The organism is Streptococcus dentiloxodontae (assembly GCF_053206925.1).
This window is the reverse complement of the sequence record NZ_JBRUHR010000023.1, coordinates 14,502-35,522: the sequence shown is the minus strand read 5'-3', so window position 1 is coordinate 35,522 and position 21,021 is coordinate 14,502. Positions and strand designations below refer to the sequence as shown.

The 21,021-nt window shown below is 38.2% G+C and carries 24 protein-coding genes, 6 tRNA genes, 1 rRNA gene and 2 pseudogenes; 18 read left to right on the top strand and 15 right to left on the bottom strand.

Annotated elements, in window-relative coordinates:
* Positions 1-11 precede the first annotated feature (11 nt).
* The 7 genes from rrf (at position 12) to ACVRZ8_RS09685 (ending at position 765) form a co-directional block, all read left to right on the top strand.
* Positions 12-127 (top strand): 5S ribosomal RNA (gene rrf, locus ACVRZ8_RS09715).
* Between the two features lie 5 nt (positions 128-132).
* Positions 133-205, top strand: a tRNA-Val gene (locus tag ACVRZ8_RS09710).
* A gap of 125 nt (positions 206-330) precedes the next feature.
* Positions 331-403 (top strand) — tRNA-Asp (locus tag ACVRZ8_RS09705).
* Between the two features lie 40 nt (positions 404-443).
* Positions 444-516, top strand: a tRNA-Lys gene (locus ACVRZ8_RS09700).
* Between the two features lie 6 nt (positions 517-522).
* Positions 523-604, top strand: a tRNA-Leu gene (locus ACVRZ8_RS09695).
* A gap of 20 nt (positions 605-624) precedes the next feature.
* Positions 625-697, top strand: a tRNA-Thr gene (locus ACVRZ8_RS09690).
* A gap of 11 nt (positions 698-708) precedes the next feature.
* Positions 709-765, top strand: a tRNA-Gly gene (locus ACVRZ8_RS09685).
* 43 nt (positions 766-808) lie between these two features.
* Here ACVRZ8_RS09685 and ACVRZ8_RS09680 read toward each other — a convergent pair.
* On the bottom strand, positions 809-2,065 hold the full coding sequence (locus tag ACVRZ8_RS09680; protein WP_447449127.1) for an ISL3 family transposase: 1,257 nt from the start codon (positions 2,063-2,065) through the stop codon (positions 809-811).
* A 205-nt stretch (positions 2,066-2,270) separates the two neighbouring features.
* On the opposite strand from ACVRZ8_RS09680, the gene ACVRZ8_RS09675 reads away from it, so the two are divergent.
* A complete protein-coding gene (locus ACVRZ8_RS09675; RefSeq protein WP_447449125.1) occupies positions 2,271-3,203 on the top strand; it encodes a manganese-dependent inorganic pyrophosphatase in 933 nt (310 codons plus the stop codon).
* Between the two features lie 91 nt (positions 3,204-3,294).
* Here the strand turns inward: ACVRZ8_RS09675 and ACVRZ8_RS09670 are convergent, their stop codons facing one another.
* Positions 3,295-3,855: a TetR/AcrR family transcriptional regulator gene (locus ACVRZ8_RS09670; protein ID WP_447449124.1), complete on the bottom strand. Its 561-nt coding sequence runs from the start codon at positions 3,853-3,855 to the stop codon at positions 3,295-3,297.
* A 134-nt stretch (positions 3,856-3,989) separates the two neighbouring features.
* On the opposite strand from ACVRZ8_RS09670, the gene ACVRZ8_RS09665 reads away from it, so the two are divergent.
* Positions 3,990-5,105, top strand: coding sequence for an alpha/beta fold hydrolase (locus tag ACVRZ8_RS09665; protein ID WP_447449123.1), 1,116 nt, complete (start codon positions 3,990-3,992; stop codon positions 5,103-5,105).
* 127 nt (positions 5,106-5,232) lie between these two features.
* Here the strand turns inward: ACVRZ8_RS09665 and ACVRZ8_RS09660 are convergent, their stop codons facing one another.
* The 9 genes and pseudogenes from ACVRZ8_RS09660 to ACVRZ8_RS09620 form a co-directional block, all read right to left on the bottom strand.
* A complete protein-coding gene (locus ACVRZ8_RS09660; protein ID WP_447449122.1) occupies positions 5,233-5,439 on the bottom strand; it encodes a hypothetical protein in 207 nt (68 codons plus the stop codon).
* Positions 5,440-5,451: 12 nt separating this feature from the next.
* Positions 5,452-6,276, bottom strand: a complete 825-nt coding sequence (locus tag ACVRZ8_RS09655) for a DUF4097 family beta strand repeat-containing protein (protein ID WP_447449121.1) — start codon at positions 6,274-6,276, stop codon at positions 5,452-5,454.
* Positions 6,273-6,845, bottom strand: a complete 573-nt coding sequence (locus ACVRZ8_RS09650; RefSeq protein WP_447449120.1) for an HAAS signaling domain-containing protein — start codon at positions 6,843-6,845, stop codon at positions 6,273-6,275. Before ACVRZ8_RS09650 ends, ACVRZ8_RS09655 begins: the two co-directional genes overlap by 4 nt.
* The gene (locus ACVRZ8_RS09645; RefSeq protein WP_447449119.1) at positions 6,838-7,155 is read right to left on the bottom strand and encodes a PadR family transcriptional regulator; all 318 of its coding nucleotides are present in this window, start codon (positions 7,153-7,155) and stop codon (positions 6,838-6,840) included. Before ACVRZ8_RS09645 ends, ACVRZ8_RS09650 begins: the two co-directional genes overlap by 8 nt.
* A gap of 194 nt (positions 7,156-7,349) precedes the next feature.
* Positions 7,350-7,490, bottom strand: a pseudogene (locus ACVRZ8_RS09640) (IS982 family transposase); the annotation flags it as partial.
* Positions 7,486-8,847, bottom strand: coding sequence for an FtsX-like permease family protein (locus tag ACVRZ8_RS09635; protein WP_447449118.1), 1,362 nt, complete (start codon positions 8,845-8,847; stop codon positions 7,486-7,488). The gene ACVRZ8_RS09635 and the pseudogene ACVRZ8_RS09640, both read right to left, overlap by 5 nt.
* A gap of 17 nt (positions 8,848-8,864) precedes the next feature.
* A complete protein-coding gene (locus tag ACVRZ8_RS09630; protein WP_447449117.1) occupies positions 8,865-9,593 on the bottom strand; it encodes an ABC transporter ATP-binding protein in 729 nt (242 codons plus the stop codon).
* Between the two features lie 543 nt (positions 9,594-10,136).
* A complete protein-coding gene (locus tag ACVRZ8_RS09625) occupies positions 10,137-11,030 on the bottom strand; it encodes an alpha/beta hydrolase (protein ID WP_447449116.1) in 894 nt (297 codons plus the stop codon).
* Positions 11,031-11,050: 20 nt separating this feature from the next.
* Entirely contained in the window at positions 11,051-11,398 is a 348-nt protein-coding gene (locus ACVRZ8_RS09620) for a nuclear transport factor 2 family protein (protein WP_447449115.1), read from the bottom strand.
* 91 nt (positions 11,399-11,489) lie between these two features.
* Here ACVRZ8_RS09620 and ACVRZ8_RS09615 point away from each other — a divergent pair, with 91 nt between their 5' ends.
* Complete coding sequence (locus ACVRZ8_RS09615) at positions 11,490-11,792, top strand: ArsR/SmtB family transcription factor (RefSeq protein ID WP_447449114.1); 303 nt, start codon at positions 11,490-11,492, stop codon at positions 11,790-11,792.
* Positions 11,793-11,997: 205 nt separating this feature from the next.
* Here the strand turns inward: ACVRZ8_RS09615 and ACVRZ8_RS09610 are convergent, their stop codons facing one another.
* On the bottom strand, positions 11,998-12,354 hold the full coding sequence (locus ACVRZ8_RS09610; RefSeq protein ID WP_447449113.1) for a hypothetical protein: 357 nt from the start codon (positions 12,352-12,354) through the stop codon (positions 11,998-12,000).
* A gap of 75 nt (positions 12,355-12,429) precedes the next feature.
* On the opposite strand from ACVRZ8_RS09610, the pseudogene ACVRZ8_RS09605 reads away from it, so the two are divergent.
* From ACVRZ8_RS09605 to ACVRZ8_RS09580, 6 genes and pseudogenes are all read left to right on the top strand, one after another.
* Positions 12,430-13,047, top strand: a pseudogene (locus tag ACVRZ8_RS09605) (IS3 family transposase); the annotation flags it as partial.
* 128 nt (positions 13,048-13,175) lie between these two features.
* A complete protein-coding gene (locus tag ACVRZ8_RS09600) occupies positions 13,176-13,880 on the top strand; it encodes an MBL fold metallo-hydrolase (protein ID WP_447449112.1) in 705 nt (234 codons plus the stop codon).
* Positions 13,862-14,455 carry a TetR/AcrR family transcriptional regulator gene (locus ACVRZ8_RS09595; protein ID WP_447449111.1) on the top strand — a complete coding sequence of 198 codons (594 nt, stop codon included), beginning with the start codon at positions 13,862-13,864 and terminating at the stop codon, positions 14,453-14,455. The genes ACVRZ8_RS09600 and ACVRZ8_RS09595 overlap by 19 nt, the downstream gene beginning before the upstream one ends.
* Before the next feature lie 3 nt (positions 14,456-14,458).
* Complete coding sequence (locus ACVRZ8_RS09590) at positions 14,459-14,659, top strand: DUF2568 domain-containing protein (RefSeq protein ID WP_447449110.1); 201 nt, start codon at positions 14,459-14,461, stop codon at positions 14,657-14,659.
* Between the two features lie 148 nt (positions 14,660-14,807).
* Complete coding sequence (locus ACVRZ8_RS09585) at positions 14,808-15,137, top strand: DUF2568 domain-containing protein (RefSeq protein WP_447449109.1); 330 nt, start codon at positions 14,808-14,810, stop codon at positions 15,135-15,137.
* Positions 15,138-15,340: 203 nt separating this feature from the next.
* Positions 15,341-15,997 carry a DUF1803 domain-containing protein gene (locus ACVRZ8_RS09580; RefSeq protein WP_447449108.1) on the top strand — a complete coding sequence of 219 codons (657 nt, stop codon included), beginning with the start codon at positions 15,341-15,343 and terminating at the stop codon, positions 15,995-15,997.
* Between the two features lie 217 nt (positions 15,998-16,214).
* On the opposite strand, the gene ACVRZ8_RS09575 is transcribed toward ACVRZ8_RS09580, so the two are convergent.
* Complete coding sequence (locus ACVRZ8_RS09575; protein ID WP_447449107.1) at positions 16,215-17,354, bottom strand: Mbeg1-like protein; 1,140 nt, start codon at positions 17,352-17,354, stop codon at positions 16,215-16,217.
* A 289-nt stretch (positions 17,355-17,643) separates the two neighbouring features.
* On the opposite strand from ACVRZ8_RS09575, the gene ACVRZ8_RS09570 reads away from it, so the two are divergent.
* The gene (locus tag ACVRZ8_RS09570; protein ID WP_447449106.1) at positions 17,644-18,156 is read left to right on the top strand and encodes a YbhB/YbcL family Raf kinase inhibitor-like protein; all 513 of its coding nucleotides are present in this window, start codon (positions 17,644-17,646) and stop codon (positions 18,154-18,156) included.
* Positions 18,157-18,227: 71 nt separating this feature from the next.
* Here the strand turns inward: ACVRZ8_RS09570 and ntdP are convergent, their stop codons facing one another.
* Both ntdP and recX read right to left on the bottom strand, forming a co-directional pair.
* A complete protein-coding gene (ntdP, locus tag ACVRZ8_RS09565; RefSeq protein WP_447449105.1) occupies positions 18,228-18,761 on the bottom strand; it encodes a nucleoside tri-diphosphate phosphatase in 534 nt (177 codons plus the stop codon).
* 82 nt (positions 18,762-18,843) lie between these two features.
* On the bottom strand, positions 18,844-19,620 hold the full coding sequence (recX, locus tag ACVRZ8_RS09560) for a recombination regulator RecX (protein WP_447449104.1): 777 nt from the start codon (positions 19,618-19,620) through the stop codon (positions 18,844-18,846).
* Between the two features lie 34 nt (positions 19,621-19,654).
* Here recX and rlmD point away from each other — a divergent pair, with 34 nt between their 5' ends.
* Entirely contained in the window at positions 19,655-21,007 is a 1,353-nt protein-coding gene (gene rlmD / locus ACVRZ8_RS09555; RefSeq protein WP_447449103.1) for a 23S rRNA (uracil(1939)-C(5))-methyltransferase RlmD, read from the top strand.
* The last annotated feature ends 14 nt before the right edge of the window (positions 21,008-21,021 follow it).

The following is a 21,021-nucleotide window of genomic DNA, read 5'->3' as shown; positions in this document are numbered from 1 at the left end:
TATTCAATTGGTTAAGTGACGCTAGCCTAGGAGATACACCTGTTTCCATGCCGAACACAGCAGTTAAGCCCTAGCACGCCGGAAGTAGTTGGGGGTTGCCCCCTGCCAGATATGGGAGTCGCTTAGCCGATAGGGAGTTTAGCTCAGCTGGGAGAGCATCTGCCTTACAAGCAGAGGGTCAGCGGTTCGATCCCGTTAACTCCCATGATTAAGTAATGAGAACGTGAAGAAAAGCGTATGATTTTAGGAAATCGGCGTAGAAGTTACAAGACTTCAAGCTGATTTATCTAAATCACTAGCTTTTTAGTTCGAATACAATTAGTTATATTAGGTCCCGTGGTGTAGCGGTTATCACGTCGCCCTGTCACGGCGAAGATCGCGGGTTCGATTCCCGTCGGGACCGTTGGAATTAAGAGAAGATCGCGATTTCAAAAAAGAGGAAAGACTCGTTAGCTCAGTTGGTAGAGCATTTGACTTTTAATCAAAGGGTCACTGGTTCGAGCCCAGTACGGGTCATGATATGCGGGTGTGGCGGAATTGGCAGACGCACCAGATTTAGGATCTGGCGCTTTCGGGCGTGGGGGTTCAAGTCCCTTCACCCGCATAGAAGAGACATATAGATAGGCCGGCTTAGCTCAGTTGGTAGAGCATCTGATTTGTAATCAGAGGGTCGCGTGTTCAAGTCATGTAGCCGGCATTAGCGAACGTAGTTCAGTGGTAGAACATCACCTTGCCAAGGTGGGGGTCGCGGGTTCGAATCCCGTCAGTAAATTTAGGCTCTTTGTCAACTGTAGTGGGTGACTTATAACTAAGCACGAGAGAGAATCAGATTGGTTCTCTCTCTTTGCATGTTCAAAGCGATGAGAATTTTAATTTTAAAGTTTTTGAAGTTTCGAAAGCCAAAAGCTTGGCGTTTGATATCCTTGATGAGCTTGTTGGTTGCTTCCAGTTTAGCGTTAGAATAAGGTAGGTTAAGAGCATTTGTGATGTAATCTTTGTATTTGAGAAAGGTCTTGAAGACGGTTGAAAATGCCTGATTGACACCGTTTAAATGGTCTTCAATGAGTCCAAAGAATTCAGTTGGTCTCTTTTCTTGAAAATGGAAGAGCAAGAGTTGGTAAAGCTCATCATAAAAGCGAAGTTCATCAGAGAAAGCTAAAGTTTTATTGACAATCTCACGAGGGGTTAAAGTTTGCCTAAAGGTTCGTGAATAGAAAGCAGTGTCAGAGAGCTTCCGGCTGTCCTTGTGAAGAAGGCGCCAATGATTTTTCATGGCCCGATAGGGCAGAGACTTCTTGTCAAAGCTCTTCATAATAGCAATTCTAGTGGTCATCATAGCCCGGCTTAAGTGCTGGATGATATGAAAGCGATCAAGAACAATTTTGGCGCAAGGAAACAATTGCTTAATGATGGGAATGTAGCTAGCAGACATGTCCACCGTTACCACTTTAACCTGCTCGCGAACCTCTCTAGGATACTTGTAGAAGTAGTTTTTGATGGTTGATTGCCTGTTGTTTTCAAGGATGGTGACAATCTTTCGTGTTTCAAAGTCTTGAGCGATGAAGGCTAATTTCCCTTTATTTCGAGAGAATTCATCCCAAGATAAGATTTCAGGAAGTTTGGTAAAATTCTCTTTAAAGGTGAACTGTTCCAGCTTTCTCTGGACGGCAGAGCCGGAGATATGACATCTCTTAGCGATAGCGGAGTTAGTCAGCTTTTCAGTGTGAAGCTGAGTGATTTTAGCCCAGACAGGTTTGGAAATCTGACAATTTTTCTGAACGAGAGGGGTTTCAGATACCGACACTCTGCGACAACCTTTGCACTGAAAGCGACGCTTTTTGAGCTTTAGAAGGGTGGGCATCCCTTGGATATCAAGAAGTGGGATAGTCGATGCTTTCTGAAAGTCGTACTTAATCATTTTTCCCTGACAATGGGGGCAGTCAGGCGCTTGATAATCCAGCTTAGCTTGTATTTCAATGTGGGTTTGGTGTTGTAAAACGAGAAGGATTTTGATATTTTTGTCTTTCAATCCGATTAAATCTGTGGTATTCTTAAGAAGTTCCATATGAGTCTTTCTAATGTGAGTTTGGTCGCTTTTCATTATAAGTCATATGGGACTTTTTTTCATACCCTCAAAAAGCCCTATAATATCTGAATGAGATTTACCCACTACAGATATTATAGAGCCTAAATTTAAGGGTAATTACCCTTTTTTCTTTGTTTTTTTATGATATAATTGTGTAGAAAATATTTGTAAGAGGTATAGAATTATGTCTAAAATTTTAGTTTTTGGTCATCAAAATCCGGATTCGGATGCTATTGGTTCTTCGGTGGCTTATGCATATTTGAAACGTCAACTGGGTATTGATGCAGAGGCTGTAGCTCTTGGAACTCCTAATGAAGAAACTGCTTTTGTCTTAGATTATTTTGGTGTTGATGCGCCACGTGTGGTTGAATCGGCTAAAAATGAAGGTGTAAAACAGGTTATTCTAACTGACCATAATGAATTTCAGCAATCAATCTCTGATATTGGAGATGTTGAAGTGATTGAAGTCATTGACCACCACCGGATTGCAAATTTTGAGACAGCTAATCCTCTTTATATGCGGGTAGAGCCAGTCGGGTCTGCATCTTCTATTGTTTATCGCATGTATAAGGAAAATCATGTGGCAGTTCCAAAGGAAATCGCAGGTTTGATGCTGTCTGGTCTCATTTCAGATACCTTGCTTTTAAAATCACCAACGACTCATGCGACTGATCCAGCAGTTGCAGAAGAATTGGCTGCCATTGCTGGAGTGGATTTGCAGGAATACGGTCTGGCTATGCTCAAAGCAGGAACCAATTTGGCTAGCAAAACGGCAGAAGAATTGATTGATATTGATGCTAAAACGTTTGAACTAAATGGAAATCAAGTTCGTGTTGCTCAAGTGAATACGGTTGATATTAATGATGTTTTGGCTCGGCAAACTGAAATTGAGACAGCCATTAACGATTCACGCTCGGAAAATGGGTATTCAGATTTTGTGTTGATGATTACTGATATTCTGAATTCTAATTCAGAAATCTTAGCATTGGGTACGAATACCGATAAAATTGAGAAGGCTTTTAACTTTAAACTTGAGAATAATCATGCCTTCCTTGAAGGAGCTGTATCTCGTAAGAAACAAGTTGTACCACAATTGACAGAGAGTTTTAATGCTTAACTAAACCAAAATAAATAGACGATGACGAGAAGATGGGACGGACTATCGAGGTTGCGCAGCAATCATGACAGCCTGTCCCATACTTGTTTTTTTATATCACTTCGAAAAATAAATGATGCAGCTGATCAATAGAGGAAGTTAGTTCCTCTGAGGAGCCATGTTCCAATGTCCATCGCATGAGAGTAAGAATATTTGCAGTGAAAAGCTGTGCAATAAGCTGGTCTGGCAATTTGTGCTGGCTTTTTTTATGTAAAAGTGTCTGATAGATGTAGTGATGACAATGTTTACTAAACTCATCTTCAAAGCTGGCCTGCTCTGGAAAGGGGGTTTTCAAAAGAGCCTGTAAAAGTTGCTGCTTGTCTTGATAGAAGTCATAGATATCGTCAAAAAAAGTTTTTAGTTGCTGAGACGAGGCTTTGGCTTGGTATTTTGCAGCGAATTTTTCATTTAGTTGCTGGATGGTTCTGGCAACCAGCTGTTCGAGAATATCATACTTATCCAAATAATGGCTGTAAAAAGTAGAACGGCTGATGAGGGCTTTTTGACAAATCTCTTTTACCGTCAGGCTTGGAAAATCTTTTTCAATAATAAGTTCAATCAGGGCATTTTCAATATCTCGTTTGGTTTTTAGAATGCGGACGTCTTGGGGCATATGAATTTTCCTTTTCTGTTGTTTAAGAAACATTTATTGACAGTCTGTACGATTTCCTACAGATTATAGAAAAGTAATGCTTGTTTGTCAAGGAAACTCCTCTTATACTAACAGTAAAAAGGAGAAATTTATTTATGTTTTATCACTACACAGGAAATGCTCAATTTGATCTGCAAATCAATCGTATCTGTTCTCGTTTTGAGGGGAATGAACAGGTGGCTGCCGATTTGCATACTATTGTCCCTCAATTAAAAGATATAGCTTCTTGGAGTAGGGTATGGAAAGAATTTGCCATCATGAGAGAAAGCTTAGGAGATGATGATATTGCGGCTTCTTATTTTTTCGGAGCTAGTTTTTACCTCTTGGAAAATGATCCGGATAGAGATTTCATCCAACAGCATCGTTTAGCTTGTTTTTATCGTGCATTTGCTGATCTGGAATTGGAGAGGCACCAAGTTCCTTATGAAAAGACAAGTCTGCCAGCTGTTAGAATTTCTTCTGCGGGTGCGACTAAGAATCTTTTAATTTTTGGAGGATATGATAGTAATATGGAAGAATTGATTGCTTGGATGTCGGTATTTGCAGATGGCGATTATAATCTCATTCTCTTTGAAGGGCCTGGTCAGGGGAATTTGCTTTTCCAAAGAGAAAAATCTTATTTTATCCCTAATTTTGAAGAACCAGTAGCCGCTGTGCTAGACTATTTTGGACTGGATCAAGTAACTGTTTTGGGTCTTTCGTGGGGTGGTTACTTTGCCATGCGAGCCGCTGCTTTTGAAAAGAGGATTAAGCGAGTGATTGCCTTTGATATTTTTTACCAAGGTATGGATGCCCTGACTATGGAGCTTAATTGGTTTACCAATATGATTTTTAAAGTGCTTTTTGTAGGGAAACAAAAATGGTTATTAAATACTGCACTTCGCTTTGCTATGAAAAGAGATTTAGATTTGTATTGGAAGATTGAGCGTGGGTATCAGCTAACGGGAACGAAAACGCCTTATGATTTTTTAAAGAAGGTGGAACAGCATAGTATAAAGGGACTGGAACCACTTATTGATCAAGATGTCCTTTTGTTAGCAGGCGAGGAGGATCAATATGTTCCAGCCAAGCGCCTTATTTATATTAAGGAAAGGTTGATTAATGCACGAAAAATTGAGGCGCACCTCTTTACCAAAGAGACAGGTGGAGAACAACATTGTCAGGTGGGTAGTACGGTAGCCATTGAAGCTATCAGGAAATTTTTAGCATAGAAAAACACCTCACAGAAAATTATGAGGTGCAATTCAGTAAGGATATAGAAAGAAACTAGGATGATGCATGATGGTCTGCATGATACCAAAGATAGATGCTAAAGGCAGTGAGCAATAGCAGAGCTGATCATAGATAGAAAGGCTGAATTTGCTTTAGTTCTCCATAGGCCATGGCCTTTATCATTCCCTCAAAAGTACCGGGAATATGATTGACTATGGCATGGAAAATAGTACAAGTGAGGATGGATTGGCCAGCTTTCGTAAACCAGCTAACCAAAAGGAAAGTCCATATTAGAAAGAGAAAAATCTTTTCTTTGCTAGAAAATGTGGACATACGATTTTTCCTCTACTCTGTGAAGTCAATAGCAAGATTACCAGACATCAGCTCAGCGGTGAAGTTTTTATGACCGCCTGTTCTCTCCTTAGGCAGATTATTATTGCCAGAAATGGCGTTGGTGTCAAAGTTGTAATCATTGATATTTCCTAGAACGGTTCCTTTCGCATTTCCACTGGTAAGCTTGAAAAGAATTGATTTTCCGACATTTAGGCGATTGACCGTTAAATTTCCAGATGTCAAATTTGCTTGGAATGACTCTTTGGCGGATACTTGGTTCAAGTCTTGATTGCCCGATATGGAAGAAAGGGTCATGTTTTGGGCAGAGAGATTGCTCAAGCTTGTATTTCCAGATATGACGGTCGTTTTCCAGTTGCCATTGATATCTAGATTATCCGCTTCAACATTTCCTGAGCTAGACTGAAGATAAACTTGATTTAATATCTTTTGAGGAACCTTAATTTTGACAGTATTATCCTCATTATTAGTGAGTAAATCAAGAAGGCCGTCTAATCGAACCCAGCTCCGGAGTCCCTTTTGCTGCTGGCGAATGGAGAGCTGCCCATTTTCTGTCTTGATTTGAAATTTTGTATAACGGCTCTCAGCATAGTCTACAGTGACCTTGTCTTGATCTGTTCCGATAATTTGGATGTCAAAACTGGTTACGTCAACATCCAATTGGCGGACATCTTGACTGGCAAATATTTCTTGCCTTGGCTCTAATTGAAACTCTGTTTTAAGGCTGTTTAATTGACCCCCTGTTATGAAATAGGTAGCAAGGGCAAAGATAAGTCCGATTCCAATACAGAGACCACCAGCTGTTAGTAATTTTTTCATGCGAGTTTCTCCTTGCTTTTTATAATCAATTTACGATAGTAAGGTTTTATCCATTGTGTACTAGCTTTAGCTGCCGCTAACAGTAGCAGACCGATTCCTAAAAAGATGAATCCGCAGCAAAGGTAGTAGCATAAGAGGGCTGCATTTCCATCCATAAGGAAGGGACTAGCAATAATTGAACCAATACCAGAAATGGAAAATCCGATTGCCATGCACCATAGTGAAAATACTAAGGCGGGAACAGTGATGAGAAGAGTAACGCCTAAACAAAGAAGTATTAACCAAAGAGGAGAACCAACAATTGCCCAAAAGATATGTTTGGTGGTCCAGCCATTTTGTGGCAATAACTTTGTTTTAAATTGATCCATAAAAGATTGTTCTTCTGCCAGGATTTTTTGAGCAATTGTACGAGGGTCTCCTATATCGGCGACAGCCTCTTTTTCGGTCATTCCTTCTTCAATACGATCATCAATCATCTCGTCGAAATAGCTGACGGATTTTTCAATTTCGTAACCTGGTAAATCAGATAAATAGTGTCTGAGCGCTTGTTGAAATAGTTCTCTATCCATGTGAATCGTCTCCTTTGATAAATTGATAGGCACGTTCGACGGTGACCCATTCGTCAATAAATTTGTCAATCTGCTGCTTGCCTGCATCAGTCAGGTGATAGTACTTTCGCAGCCTGCTCTTGTGCTCCACTGTATAGACTTCCAAGCTTCCACTAGCTTCCAGCCGTTTTAAAATGGGGTAAAGCGTTGACTCAGATATTTTGATATAGTCTGATATGTCTTTGATAATCTTATAGCCGTAGGAGTCTTCTTTACGAAGAGCAGCAAGGACACAGATTTCAATCAGACCTCGTTTTAATTGTGATTCCAATAACAGTCCCTCCTTTCAATAGATATAAAGCCCGTTAAGAAAGCGAGATGAAAATAAGAAGCTGACGCTGTGTGCTTGCACACAAGGAGGCTTATCTTTTTCACGATAACAATAATAGTATTAAAGTCTAATGGTTCATTCATAGCTTGTCAAATTAGCTGTACCAAATTAATTATCTAGAATGTTGATTGAAGTGATTTTTCCAGTAATTTACCACAAGAAAATAGTTGACAGATTCTATAAAAGTGTCGTTGTGATTTGATTCCTAGTGTAGCTTGTAATAGCAGCAAGACTACTAGAGATTCGTCCGAAACTTCAGATGAGCCAATATTACGCATTTTTTGTTATATCAAGACCATTTGCATACGATATACTGATGAATTTAGTTATAAATATAAAAACAAATAGTAAAACTGACACGAGTAAATCAATAGTAAAAACAGGGGTACAGTCTATCATCGAATAATTGAATAAATGGATGCCAAACATAACCATCGCAAGAATAACGAGATTAAACAAAAGCGAAGTAAGAAAAACAATAAGGGAGTGAATCAAACTATAAGATAGCAAGATCCAGAGATGATTTTGCTTTGATACCCCTAAGATACTTAACTGTTTAACATCTTTTAAATCTTGATGGGAAGATAAAATAGTGACAGAAATAACGTTAGCTAATATGATAACTATAGGAGCCGCAAGATAAGCTAAAAAGCTAACCTTGGTCTCTGCTACACTATTCGTTTGGAACCTAGCAGAGATATTCTGAGCTAATAATATAAAACCAGAAATTAAAGTAATCCCCATGGCTACTGAACTCTGTAAGGATTTTAAATAAGAAGGTTTGTACAAAATAGTCCATTTGGCTAGAATCATAGCGTAATTAGATTTCGCTAAAACTTTGGATAAGAATTTTAGTTGAAAAATTTGAAGGTGGGGAGTCAGCAAGTAAATAATGAACAAGTGTAGCAAAAGCATAAAGAAAATTGAACTGAGCCTAACAAATCTAACATCGAGAGAACTAGTGAAAGAGGCTGAATATAAAAGATAGATACAACTTAGCCACAACCCTAGAACAAGAAGGGCAAAACTCCCCTTAATGATTAAATGAAGAGGACGCCTTTTATTGCCCATTTTTCCTCTATTAAGCACTCCAATTTTCAAAAGTTTTCTCGAATAATAGTATCCGCTAGTCCCGGCAATCAAGGGTATTGTGAATAAACTAAGCAAGGCTGCCCGCCAATCAAAGGAAAAAGGAATGCTAGGAAGGCTCTTTTCACCTACAAAGGACTGTATGAGAAAATAGTATCCGCCAGCTAAATAAGTCGAAAGTATGGTTGTGACGACACTGAGGATAAAGGTCACAAAAAACAATTGTCCGCCAATCAATAATGAAAGCTGTGAACGATCGGCACCTAAAACAGTCCAGAGTTGATAATCTTCTTTAAAAATTGAAATCAAAAAATTTATTAACCCTGAAATCAATAAAAATAATGTCAATCCACCAAAGAAAATGATCATTTCAAAAATTGGCGTTGGATCTGCTAAGTGTTTAAAGGTATCAGCATTCTTCGTAATATTGAAAATCCCACTCATTGAAGTTCCAATAATCAGACTAGAAACCAATAAAACCGGCAGAGTCCCTAACCACTGCTTTTTGCTATAGTTGAATTGATAGTAAATGAGTTTTAGCATAATAAGCCCCCTTTATTTCACTGTTCCACTTCAAGAGCTTGGTATAAGGATTGGGACGTGGGCTTTAAGAGTTCTTGATGGATGACGCCATCCTTTAAAATCAGAGAGCGATCGGTCTGACTAGCCAATTCGATATCATGAGTCACCATTAAGATACACTTCCCCTGATTGGCTAACTGTCGTAATAAATCAAAAATAACTTGGCGAGATAAACTATCCAAAGCGCCAGTTGGTTCATCCGCAAAAATAACCTTGCTATCAGATAAAATAGTTCTGGCAATAGCCACTTTTTGCTGTTCGCCACCTGATAAGGTAGATACAAAAGCATCGAGACTAGCTTCAAATCTCAACTGTCTCATCAGTTTACGAATGGCTTCTCTATCAACCTTTTTATGAGAGAGGCGTAATGGGAGGGCGATATTTTCTAAAACGGGAAGAGCGGGAACCAAATTATAAGATTGAAAAATCACAGAAATATCCTGTCTTCTCAGCTTAGCAAGTTTTGTATCACGTAATCTATAGGGATTAACACCATTAATATTCACTTGACCACTGGTAGGTTCTGATAAACTAGCGAGACACTTTAGTAGCGTTGATTTTCCAGATCCACTGATACCTAAAATGGAGATAAATTCACCATAGTCAGCGCTCAGGGAAATATCCTCTAAAACTGAGATATTCCTCTGAACATCCAGTCGAAAACTTTTTGAGAGATGAGTCGCAGTTAATGCTTTTTTTTTCAACATATAGATTCCTTTCATTACCAGACTTGTTCGGATACCCTGAAATTTAGAACACTAATATTTCAAAAACTCATTTATATCAGTTATTTTAAAATTAACTCATCGAGTTCTCGAACAAGTCTACTATTGCTTTTCTATTTTGAAATGAACTAGCACCACAGGTTCTATATATACTATATAACACATAGTATATTGTGTCAAGTAGTATTTTGTGATATGGAGTATATTTTTAAAAATAGAAAGAAGAAAATATGACTATATTAATCATCAATGTTCATCCAGATGACTAAAGTTTTAATCAGGCTATTTTTGAGACAATTGTAAAAAATTATCATATGAAAAAGCCTGAGACAAAAAGTTTTCTTGGACAGTAAAAACCAGAGATTCACATTTTTGTGAGTCTCTGGTTCCGTCTTGCAAGTAAAATGACAAAAATATAAGGAATTGGATACTTTTTATACGTAATCTTCACGATTACACTCTTCTGTGGGTGATTGGACAGCAATCATCGTGGTTTGTCCCACTCTCTTTTGCTATTAAGATATCTTAGTCTAGTTTCAAGACTTGATTAATGAAGCGAATAGCCAGTTTCCGCCAAATGGCTAAGTTCTGGTAGTCAGAAAAATTGGCTTGTGAATTGCGGTTGATGACAGAAAGAGCATGCTGGCCTGTTGCAAATAAATGGCATTCAAATAGGATATGATGCTTTCTTAAACGTTTAGCATAGTCCAGTAGCTGGTTACTGTAAATAACATCGTCATTTTGCATACCCCAGATGAAGGTTGGTACAGTCTGATTTGAAATATATTCGATTGGACTGTTTTTTCTAAGTTTTTCTTCTGTAAGCTCTTGCCCAATCATTGTTTTAAGTGAGCTGGTTAGAAATTCTTCTTTTGATATAGGCAGGAAGCTGGTTTGCAGATGTTTATCCGGATCAACCAAAAGGGCCTTATATTGATAATGAAAATCTACCAAGGGATAGGAAAGAATAGCTAGGGCAGGTTTCAGATCTTCAGCTGAGCAGCCCAGAGATTCCTGCAAAAAGCTTTCATGCCACCTGGTGGCTAAAGAAGCACAAAGCGTTGCTCCGGCTGAAAAACCGACTAGAACAATCTTATCTGAGTCAATATTCCATTCGTCTGCATGCTCTTTAGTGACTAAAAGCATTTTGGCTAAGTCAAAAATTGGCTTAGGATAGGCACTTTCAGCCCCTACCGTATAGTCCAGTGTAATTGCCTGGAAGCCCTTATCCAGAAAATACAAAGCCACAGGTGTTTTGTCTCTTTCGGTGACTCTGGCACCGCCTCCGCCTCCACAGATGATGACAGCTGGTCTAGGATTGATATTTTTGATATCTGCAGAAGGTTCGACCAGATAGGACGTATAGGTCACATTGTCATTTCGTCTGTCTTCCCACAGGATTTCTTTGGTAATCTTCATAAGACTGCCTCCTTTTGTTATTAATTGCCGATAATCTTGAGATGGGTAATTCTATCGTTCTTAACCGTGGCGATGTCTTGACCTGTCAGAGCAAAGTAATCACCGGAATTTCGGCGTCCCGCCACTGCCCAATTAGCTTGGAATTTTCCATTTCCCCTTGAATGGACATCCCATAGGTGCTTAGTTGCTAAATTGCGACTAAAAAAATCTTTAAAAAATGGGATTATTTCTTCTTTGCCAGTATAGGTAAGACTGTCATTGGCCTCAATAACAGCGTCTTCAGCAAATAACTGAATGAGTTCTTGCAGGCTATTTTCGTTTTGAACAGCCAAATCGGACAGATAAAAATAACGATTGAGTATATTCATAAACTTCCTCCTAAAATAGTTCAATATTTATTGAATAATTGTATTATACCTTGTTTTTTGTTAAAATACAAGCCAGAAGGAGTTGAATACTATGAAGGCACTGTATCATCCAGACATAGAAGATATCCAAATAGAACAGATTCTTTATGCTCTTAGTGAGCCTATTCGCTTAGCCATTTTCAAAGAACTTTATAACTCTATGCAAGAGCGAAGCTGCAGCTATTTTTCGGATTTGGGACAAAAAAATAATTTGTCCCATCATTATAAAATGTTACGAGAAAGCGGACTGATTCGAGTTAGGGTAGAAGGGAGGCAGCGTTTCATCTCGCTGAGGCTGGAAGAGCTAAATCAAAAATTTCCAGGCCTCTTGGATAGCATTTATAAGAGCATATAAGATGAGATTGAAGGAAAGTCTATTTTGGATCAATGCTTCAATTTTTTTATGAGAGTAGAAAAAACTCCTAGAAATGTTAGTCACTCAGCATTTCTAGGAGTTATTTTTCTAGTGTTCTTTCGTGGAGGGAGTACAAATGAGAGGAGGGGATTTTATCATTTACTGTTGCAAAAAGATAGTCACCTCGTTGAAAATTTTTATTTAGTTAGTCTTTTTTATTTTTGTCTATCCATCTGATAATTCCAGCAACTAGGAGCACTGTGATTAGGATAAAAGCAACAATAGCTATCAGGTAGCTCACAGCGTCAGGTAAGGGGGCAATTCTATTCATTAAGCGTACAAGAGAAAGAATGACGAGAATAAGTAATAGGGTTGCTTCTAGCTTGATCTGAGAAGCTAAACCAACATCAGCCGCCCATAAAAAGTGAGGAAAGAAAAATAGAACTAACACTATTATAAATAAATTTGATATAGTTTCTTCCCCATGGTTAATGATTATCATCAGCATATTTGCTATGATGATAATAGTCGTACAAATAATATAAAAATTTCTCCTTTTCATAATATGACCTCAAATCTTATTAATCATTCTTTGTTTTAACCATATTATATAGTAGTCTTAAGTCCTTTTCAAGCACAGCACTTGATGAAACTAATGGGCTTGGCTGCTCGTATTCGGCGGAAACGCAAGTATTCTTCTTACAAGGGTGAGGTTGGCAAGAAGGCGGACAATCTCGTTAACCGTCAGTTTGAGGCTTCGAAACCTTACGAGAAGTGCTATACAGATGTGACTGAGTTTGCTTTACCGAACTGCACAGAGAAACTTTATTTGTCACCTGTTCTGGATGGTTATAACAGCGAAATTATCGGCTTTACCTTATCTCGTTCTCCAAACCTGAAACAAGTGAAGACAATGCTGGAGAAGGCTTTTCCGACTGACCATTATGAAGGAACCATCCTCCATAGTGATCAAGGTTGGCAGTATCAACACCAAGATTACCATCACTTTTTGAGTTCAAAAGGGATTCGTCCGTCTATGTCACGTAAGGGCAACAGTCCTGACAATGGCATGATGGAGTTCTTCTTTGGCATTCTCAAATCTGAGATGTTCTATGGCTATGAGAAGAGTTTTAAGTCCCTTGACCAACTCGAACAAGCTATCACAGATTACATTTTTTACTACAACAACAAACGCATTAAGTCAAAACTAAAAGGACTCAGTCCTGTCCAATACAGAACTAAATCCTTTCAATAATTAGTTGTCCAACTTTTTGGGGTCAGTACTCTGCACCCCTTTTTATTTGCAATTTTTTTAGAAAAGAATATAATGATACCAACAACTAACCGGTGGTTAGTTAAAATCAAATGAACTGAGGTGTTAGGATGAGTAACTTTATTTATAAAATAATTTCCAAGAAAAAACAAATCAGTCCGCATATTTTTGAAGTTGAATTTGATATTGGGATCTTCATTATCAGTATCTGGGTGGTTGAAAAAAATGGATCTTATTTTTTAATTGATACAGGAATGGGGGAAATGGCTAATTATGTGGTGAACCATTACCTAAATAGCAGTCGGGTCAAAGGGCTTTTTCTGACACATGGGCATTCTGATCATGTAGGCGGCATTCCTCAGCTGAAAGAGATTTTGCCTGATTTGTCTATGGTCATTGACAGAAATGAACTGCCCTATGTTACTGGGAAGAAGCCTTATCCGAGGCGGGAAAAAGTAGAATCACTGACCTTTGATGTGAGCGAGTTCACTGCCTTGGACAATCCAGAAGCTGAGAAATTATTTAAGGAGGCTGGCCTAACTCCTGTCTTTTCACCGGGACATTCACTTGGGCATACTTGTTATTATCATGCTGAGGATAATGTCTTGATTGCGGGAGACTTACTGACAACCAGCCGATTTGGGAAATTAAAACCTCCGATGAAGTCTTTTACTGCTGATATGGATCAGGCTCTGCAGTCGGCACACGAGGTCCTAAAAAAATATCCACAGGCTCTTCTCAGTGTCTGTCATGGCGGGGAAGTTGAACATTTTTTAACAAAATTGGAGGCCAGTTCATGGTATCAGAAAAGGTAAATCAAACAAAGGAAAGAATCATCGCAGCTGCCGAAGCTCTTTTTCAGGAGAAATCTTATCAGGAAGTAGGTGTACGGGAAATCGCCAAGAGAGCCGGCTGTTCCCACACCACTCTCTACCTTTACTTTAAAAATAAGGATGAGATTCTCTATGAGGTGGCCCATGTCCCCTTAGAGCTTCTCTACCAGTCTTTTGCAGAGATAGTGGAATCACAGGATTTGGCTGCCAATAAATTATTAGCAGCCTGTCATTGTTTTATTCGTTTTGGCTTTCAGCATGTTAACTCTTATCAGCTGCTCTTTATGTATGGGGGAGAGCGGGTGGATTTGCCGCACTTTGCCCAGCCCATTAATGAACTGCGGATGAAAAATTTTAATTTCCTGAGAGATTTGATGAGAGAGTTGCTGCCGCATTCGCTGACGGAAGTACAGACTTTAAATATTGTTCGGGGGGTCTATCTTTTTCTGCATGGTATGGTAATGAACTATGCCACAGGTGATTGTGTTTATGATGAACGTTTACAGGAGATTGTAACAGACTATATCACTTATACCATTATTGAGAGAGGAAACTAGACCATGAAAGGTTTCGCCATTTTTATCAGCTTTGTTGTTGAAACTCTCACTGTTTTTGGTTTGATGGTAGTTGTCTTGGTCAAGATTTCTCTTAGTGAAAAGTACTTTTTCTGGCTTCTGGGGCTAGTGCTCGGTTTTATCAGATACAGATATGGTGCGCCAAATTCTCCAAATGTCTTAACTGGTTTGAGACGTTTGGCTTAGAATTATTCGTCTGCAGTATTGGTGTAGTGGGACTTTTTAGCCTTTATAGGCGACCAATAGTTCTGTTTGCTTTTGAATTGGCAATCTTAGATATTTGTCTATGCTTAGCATCAGGCAGAAAATTAACGAATGAAAAGGAGAACAGCTTATGTCAGCTCTTGTTATGAGTGTCCGTTTTCTTTTGGAAATTGTCACGGTTTCAGGATTAGTAGGAGGTATCTTTACCCGAAGATCCTGGCTTATCAAAATAATTTTTGCCCTTTTGGGCTTCGCCATCGCTCTGGTTTGGAGCCGTTACGGGGCTCCTAAGTCTCCTCAGGTTTTGACAGGTACGGCAAAGCTGCTCTTGGAGATAGCTGCTTTTGGTCTGGGAGCGATTGGTGCCTTTGTACTTTACGGGAAAAATGTTGGCTGGATTTACAGCAGCATTGCCTTGCTTGATCTCATCGGAGTTTATGCTTTGGGGCTGAATGTATAAAGTAAATTTGAATAAAATAAACGCCCTCTACTATCAGAACAGCTGATTTCTTTTGGAACTGATAAAAAATGCTTCATAACCATCCTCATTTTTCTAGTTGAATCAGACTGAGCATGTTTGTTATAATAAGAATAGAGATGATGGAAGCATTTTACTGACAAAATAAATGGTTTGTCAGATGTTGTTTAGGGAGGTACCATCTAGTGATCACTGTTTTGAATCCTAATAAATGGACACAACAGCCTTTTTTTCATGACCTCATCAATTACTTGTATAAGCATGAAGATGTGACTCTGCGTGAGATTAAAAAAGAGTTTGCCGATGTGAGAATGATTGACAAGGCCTTAGAAAATTACATTCAAGCTGGTTATATTTTGCGTGAAAACCGTCGGTATCGCAATGGGTTTGATTTGCTGCAGAATACAAAAAATTTAGCTTTGGATAGTTTAGTATTTGTTGACACAAACAGCCCCGCCTATCAGGAATTGCAAACGTTAGTGTTTGAAGTAGTGCTGACGAATAAAACGAATAGTGTTTTAATGAAAGAAAAAGTAGATTTTGCTCGTGATACATTAACCCTATCTTCCTATTTTTATAAATTGAAACACCAATATCCTTTGTCGGAAGCACAAAAGAAGCTGTATGCAATCTTAGGTGATGTTAATGAAGATTACGCCATGAAATATATGACTTCTTTTTTACTCAAATTTGTTCGTAAGAACAAAGTTATGCAAAAGAGGCGTGATATTTTTGTTGATAGTTTGGTGAAATTGGGGTACGTTGAGCAGGAAGATAAAACAATGTATTGTTTAACGATGAATTTGGATAAGGAACAGTTGTTATTTGAGCAGAGAAAGTAAAAAAATCTTTAAATAAAAACAAGGCTGGGATGAAAGTTCCAGTCTCGTTTTAGATGGTATAGAAAAAGAGGTTGGAAAGTGATAGAAATTCCTATCTACCAGATGGAAGTTAAATTAAAGTCCTCTTTAACCGGCTGAACAATAAATCTTCTGAATTATCAACTTAACTGCTTCGCATTTCAAATTATCGGAAAAAATGATTGATAAAAATTTACTGTTATTCACCGATTGTTCTATTTAAAAAGCGAATAGCAAACAAATCTTCCTTAATCATTCTAAAATAAAAAGGGAAAAAATCTCTGATTGCTTTTAGCAATGCTTGTCTATCTGTTTGAGGCATGGATAGGAACTGCTTTATAACAGTAAAAAGCTTTGGGAGCATATGATGATGTAAATCCCCTAAGCATTGAAGTTCAGAAGTAAATAACAGATCAAAAGAATCATCACAATATTTTTGCAATTGATGCTCATTGAATTGTTTCAGCCAAAGATTAAGAGCGCGATTGACCTGAAGACTGCCCTTAGTGACAGTTTTTAATTGGACTAATTGTCTGTTTTGAATTTGCCAAGTAAAGGTGTCATGCTGACAGAGCCCAGGTCCCCAAGTTTTACTGCGAACAACAGAAGCTTCATTAGGTTTCTTCCAGAGCTGCCCCACAACTGAATCTTGAGGAATAAAAGCTCTAACCTGATGTTGAACAGCTTGATAGCCATCTGTTTGGGTGAGAGATGGATGCAGACCGGGTGCATCATAAGTTAAGATGTTAGCGATTTTTTTCTGCGCATTAGAGGAAGTGAAGGCGGCTGCAAAAAGAGCCAAGCTGCCGCCCTTGGAATGACCAGTCAGGTAACACTTTCCTGAAAGATAAGTCAAAGCTTTCTCAAGATAAGCTTTTGCTGCAGTTTGCGAGGGAATTTCTTTTTTATAAGTGATATAAAAACTTTCTTTCCAACCAATGAGAGTATCGTCTGTCCCTCGAAAAGCAAGGAGAAAATAATCTTGTTTTAGTTGAAAAGTTATAGCTGAAAATTGCTTTTCTAATGTTATGTCAACATCATCAACGAAGGCAAAAGCATGGATATCTTGGTACCGTTTAGCCGCCATAACTTTTTTGAGTAGCCGGATACGATTTTTGCAGGCTGTTGTGGAAAAGGGCTTGTCACCATATTTTTGAAAATAAGCTTCTGCTAATTTTTGTAAAGTTAATCCTTTAAAGGCATTAAATTCATCAGTCAAAATACTGTTAAAAGGAAGATAGCCCAACTCTGTCAAAACCAACATATCCACTTCATTTAGAGGATAATTATCAAAATTATCATGTTTAACATCATCAACATAGTTAAGCAGATTAGCCATCGCACAGTTTTCCCTTCTTATCCGGTAAATTAAGGGCATTATATCATAATTTCAATTTTTACTGGGAAAAGAACAGCAAAGTGTGTTAGAATGGTGCTGTGAAAGTAAAGTGAGTAAATCCATAGCAGTTAATGAATTATTTGAATAAAGTGAATCTTGTGTTGGGTTAAAATAGCTAATATCAGCCAGTTCTTGCAGCAATAAGAGATAGACAGAAAAATTTCCATGAATAACAAAGAGACTATTAACTCAATTTACAAGGATTTTTAAGTTGAAAAGAGGTGATATTATGACCGAAAAGCTGGTAATTACCTGTTCTGGAATTTTTGAAGGCGGTGAATTTCCTCTTGAAAACACAGGTTTTGGTGCCAATCAATCTCCGGAGTTTCACTTGAAAAACTTATCGCAAAAGGCAAGAACTTTAGCTATTATTTTGGAAGACTTAGATCACCCTTTGAAAAAGAATTTTACCCATTGGCTTATTTGGAATCTACCAGCTTTAAGTCATGTGCCTGCAGGTATTGAAAAAGGAAGTGAAGTAACTTATCCATCAGGCGCTAGACAGGGTATTTCATATGGGTGGTATCGTTATGCTGGTCCTAAGCCTCCTATGGGACGAGTTCATCGTTATCGCTTTACCATTTATAGTTTGGACATTGTTTTGGACTTAAATCGGTGGACAGACAAGGGAAGATTGCTGAGAGCTATGGAAGGTCATATTTTGCAAAAAGGAACCCTCACAGCAACCTTTGGTGACAAGAAAATTTGGAATCAGGTGCCTAGGATGTTAAAACAATCATAAAATAGAAATTATTATCATCTCAATAAAAAAATAAAAGCATCCTGCAAAGGGGTGCTTTTGTTGTGGCAACTTTAACGATTCTTCAGTTCAAGGTAACGCTTGTACCAGATGTTGACATAAGATTGTGAAAATGGCCCTTTGCCATTGTTGATCCAATCAACTAGGATTTTAACATTTTCTTTTAAGATATAGTCAATATCAGACGAATAGTGCATTTCTTTTTTATGAGCTTCATACTCATCAACGTCCAGCAATTTTTTTTCACCATCAGTAAAGACTTTGACATCCAAATCATAGTCGATATATTTGAGAGCTTCTTGATCCATAATATATGGACTTGCTAAATTGCAATAGTAGGAAACGCCGTTATCCCTAATCATGGCTATAATGTTAAACCAGTATCTTTTGTGAAAGTAGACAATAGCCGGTTCACGGGTAACCCACCGACGGCCGTCGCTTTCTGTGACCAAAGTATGATCATTCACACCAATAACAGCATTTTCAGTTGTCTTTAGTACCATAGTGTCGCGCCAAGTACGGTGCAAACTACCATCATGTTTATAACTTTGAATTGTGATAAAGTCGCCTTCTTTAGGTAATTTCATGGCGTTCTCTTTCTACAATAAAGGTTATCGTCTAATATTTTATCATAATTTTCAGAAAAAGATAACAGAAAAATATTTATTTTTACAGATATTCTCGTAAGGCTGAAGCAATCCTGTCGTAGTCAAAGCCTTTACGAACTAAGGCTTGTGTGAGTCGCTGCTTTAAGCTGTAGCCATCATATTTGCGGCTGTATTTATGGTATTGTTTTTCAAGTTCTTTAGAGATAAGTTCATCTTCTGTTTCCTCGTCTTTTTCAATAGCAAGATTTTCAAGGGTGATGCTAACTTCTGCATAGGAGAACCCTTTTGTAAGCAAATATTGAGAGATTTTATTTTGCAGAGCTCTGCTTGGCAGTTTGCCCTCATATTTTTTCAGCAGTTTGTGAGCCGCTCTTTCTGCTGGCTCTGAAAAATCATATGTGTCAAGCACTTGTTCGATAGTATTTAAAGCAATGCCTTTTTTCAGCAGCTTTTGCTTGAGAACATAGGCTCCTTTATCACCAGATGAAGCATTTTGCTGAATTAAATTTTCGGCAAGGTGTTTATCATCAATCCATTTATCTTTTTTGAGATTCACTAGAATTTTAGAAATAACAGCAGTTTCAATATCATGTTTAATCAGATAATCCTTGATTTCCTTTTCACTGCGCTGTTTAAAAGAAAGATAATAGAGGGCTAAATTTTTTCCGTATGAAAATTGAGCAAAGCTTTTAATCTCATCTAGTTCTGCCATTTCCAACGTCATTCCCTTAGTCAGCATATACTGCACGATAGTGTCTTCGGTTATGTAAAGTTCATCTTTATTATCAATTTCCAGCAAATAAAGACGTTTTTTCTTTTCGATTTTAGTAATTTTCATGCTTTTATTATAACAAAAATGGTAGAATAGAAGCATGCATTTACAAGTAAAACAGCGTATTCCCTTGAAAATAAAGCGTATGGGAATTAATGGCGAAGGGATTGGTTTTTATAAAAAGACTCTGGTTTTTGTGCCCGGTGCTCTCAAAGGGGAAGATGTTTTTTGTCAGATAACATCTGTTAAGCGGAATTTTGTTCAGGCCAGACTTCTCAAAATTAATAAGACTTCTAAATTTCGTGAATTACCGGCCTGTTCTGTATACGAAGAATGCGGGGGCTGCCAACTGATGCATTTGCGCTACGATAAACAATTAGAGTTCAAAACTGATTTGCTGAAACAGGCACTTAAGAAATTTAAACCTGATGGTTATCAATATTTTGAGATTCGTCCGACGATTGGTATGAAAAATCCTCAGCATTATCGTGCTAAACTCCAGTTTCAAACACGGACATTTGGCGGTTCTGTCAAATCGGGCCTTTATGCCCAAGGAAGCCATCGCCTAGTTGACATTCAGAATTGTCTCGTTCAGGATCAGCTGACACAGTCCATTATGAATCGCGTAACTGCCCTTTTAGATAAACATAAAACACCAATTTACAATGAGCGGAAAGTTCAAGGGATTCGTACGGTTATGATTCGTAAGGCTCAAGCAAGTAATCAAGTTCAGCTTATTTTTGTTACCTCAAAAGAGGTAAGTCTGACTAGAGTGGTAAAAGAATTAACAGAAGCTTTTCCTGAAATTGTGACTGTTGCCATCAATTATAATCGCTCTAAATCTAGTGAAATTTACGGTGAGGAGACTGAAATTATTTGGGGAATTGACAGTATTCAAGAGGAAGTTTTGAATTATAGTTTTGTTTTGTCTCCCCGAGCCTTTTATCAGCTGAATCCTCAGCAGACTGAAGTTCTTTATGAACAGGCAGTTCAGGCTTTGGATGTTTCTTTAGATGATACACTTATTGATGCTTATTGCGGTGTTGGAACCATAGGCTTTGCTTTTGCCAAGCAAGTTAAGTCCGTTAGAGGGATGGATATAATTCCTGAAGCTATAGCTGATGCTAAAAGAAATGCTCAGGCTATGGGAATCAAAAACACTCACTATGAAACAGGTAAAGCAGAAGATATTATTCCACGTTGGTATAAAGAGGGCTATAGAGCTAGTGCCCTAATTGTAGATCCGCCAAGAACAGGTTTAGATAACGAATTGCTGCAAACGATTGTCCAATATACCCCAGATAAAATGGTTTATATTTCTTGCAATGTTTCGACCTTGGCACGCGATTTAGTTGATTTGGCAAAGGTTTTTAGGGTTGATTATATCCAATCTGTTGATATGTTTCCGCATACAGCTAGGACTGAGGCCGTAGTGAAACTAACTCGCAAATAAAAGTTGCTGCCTTT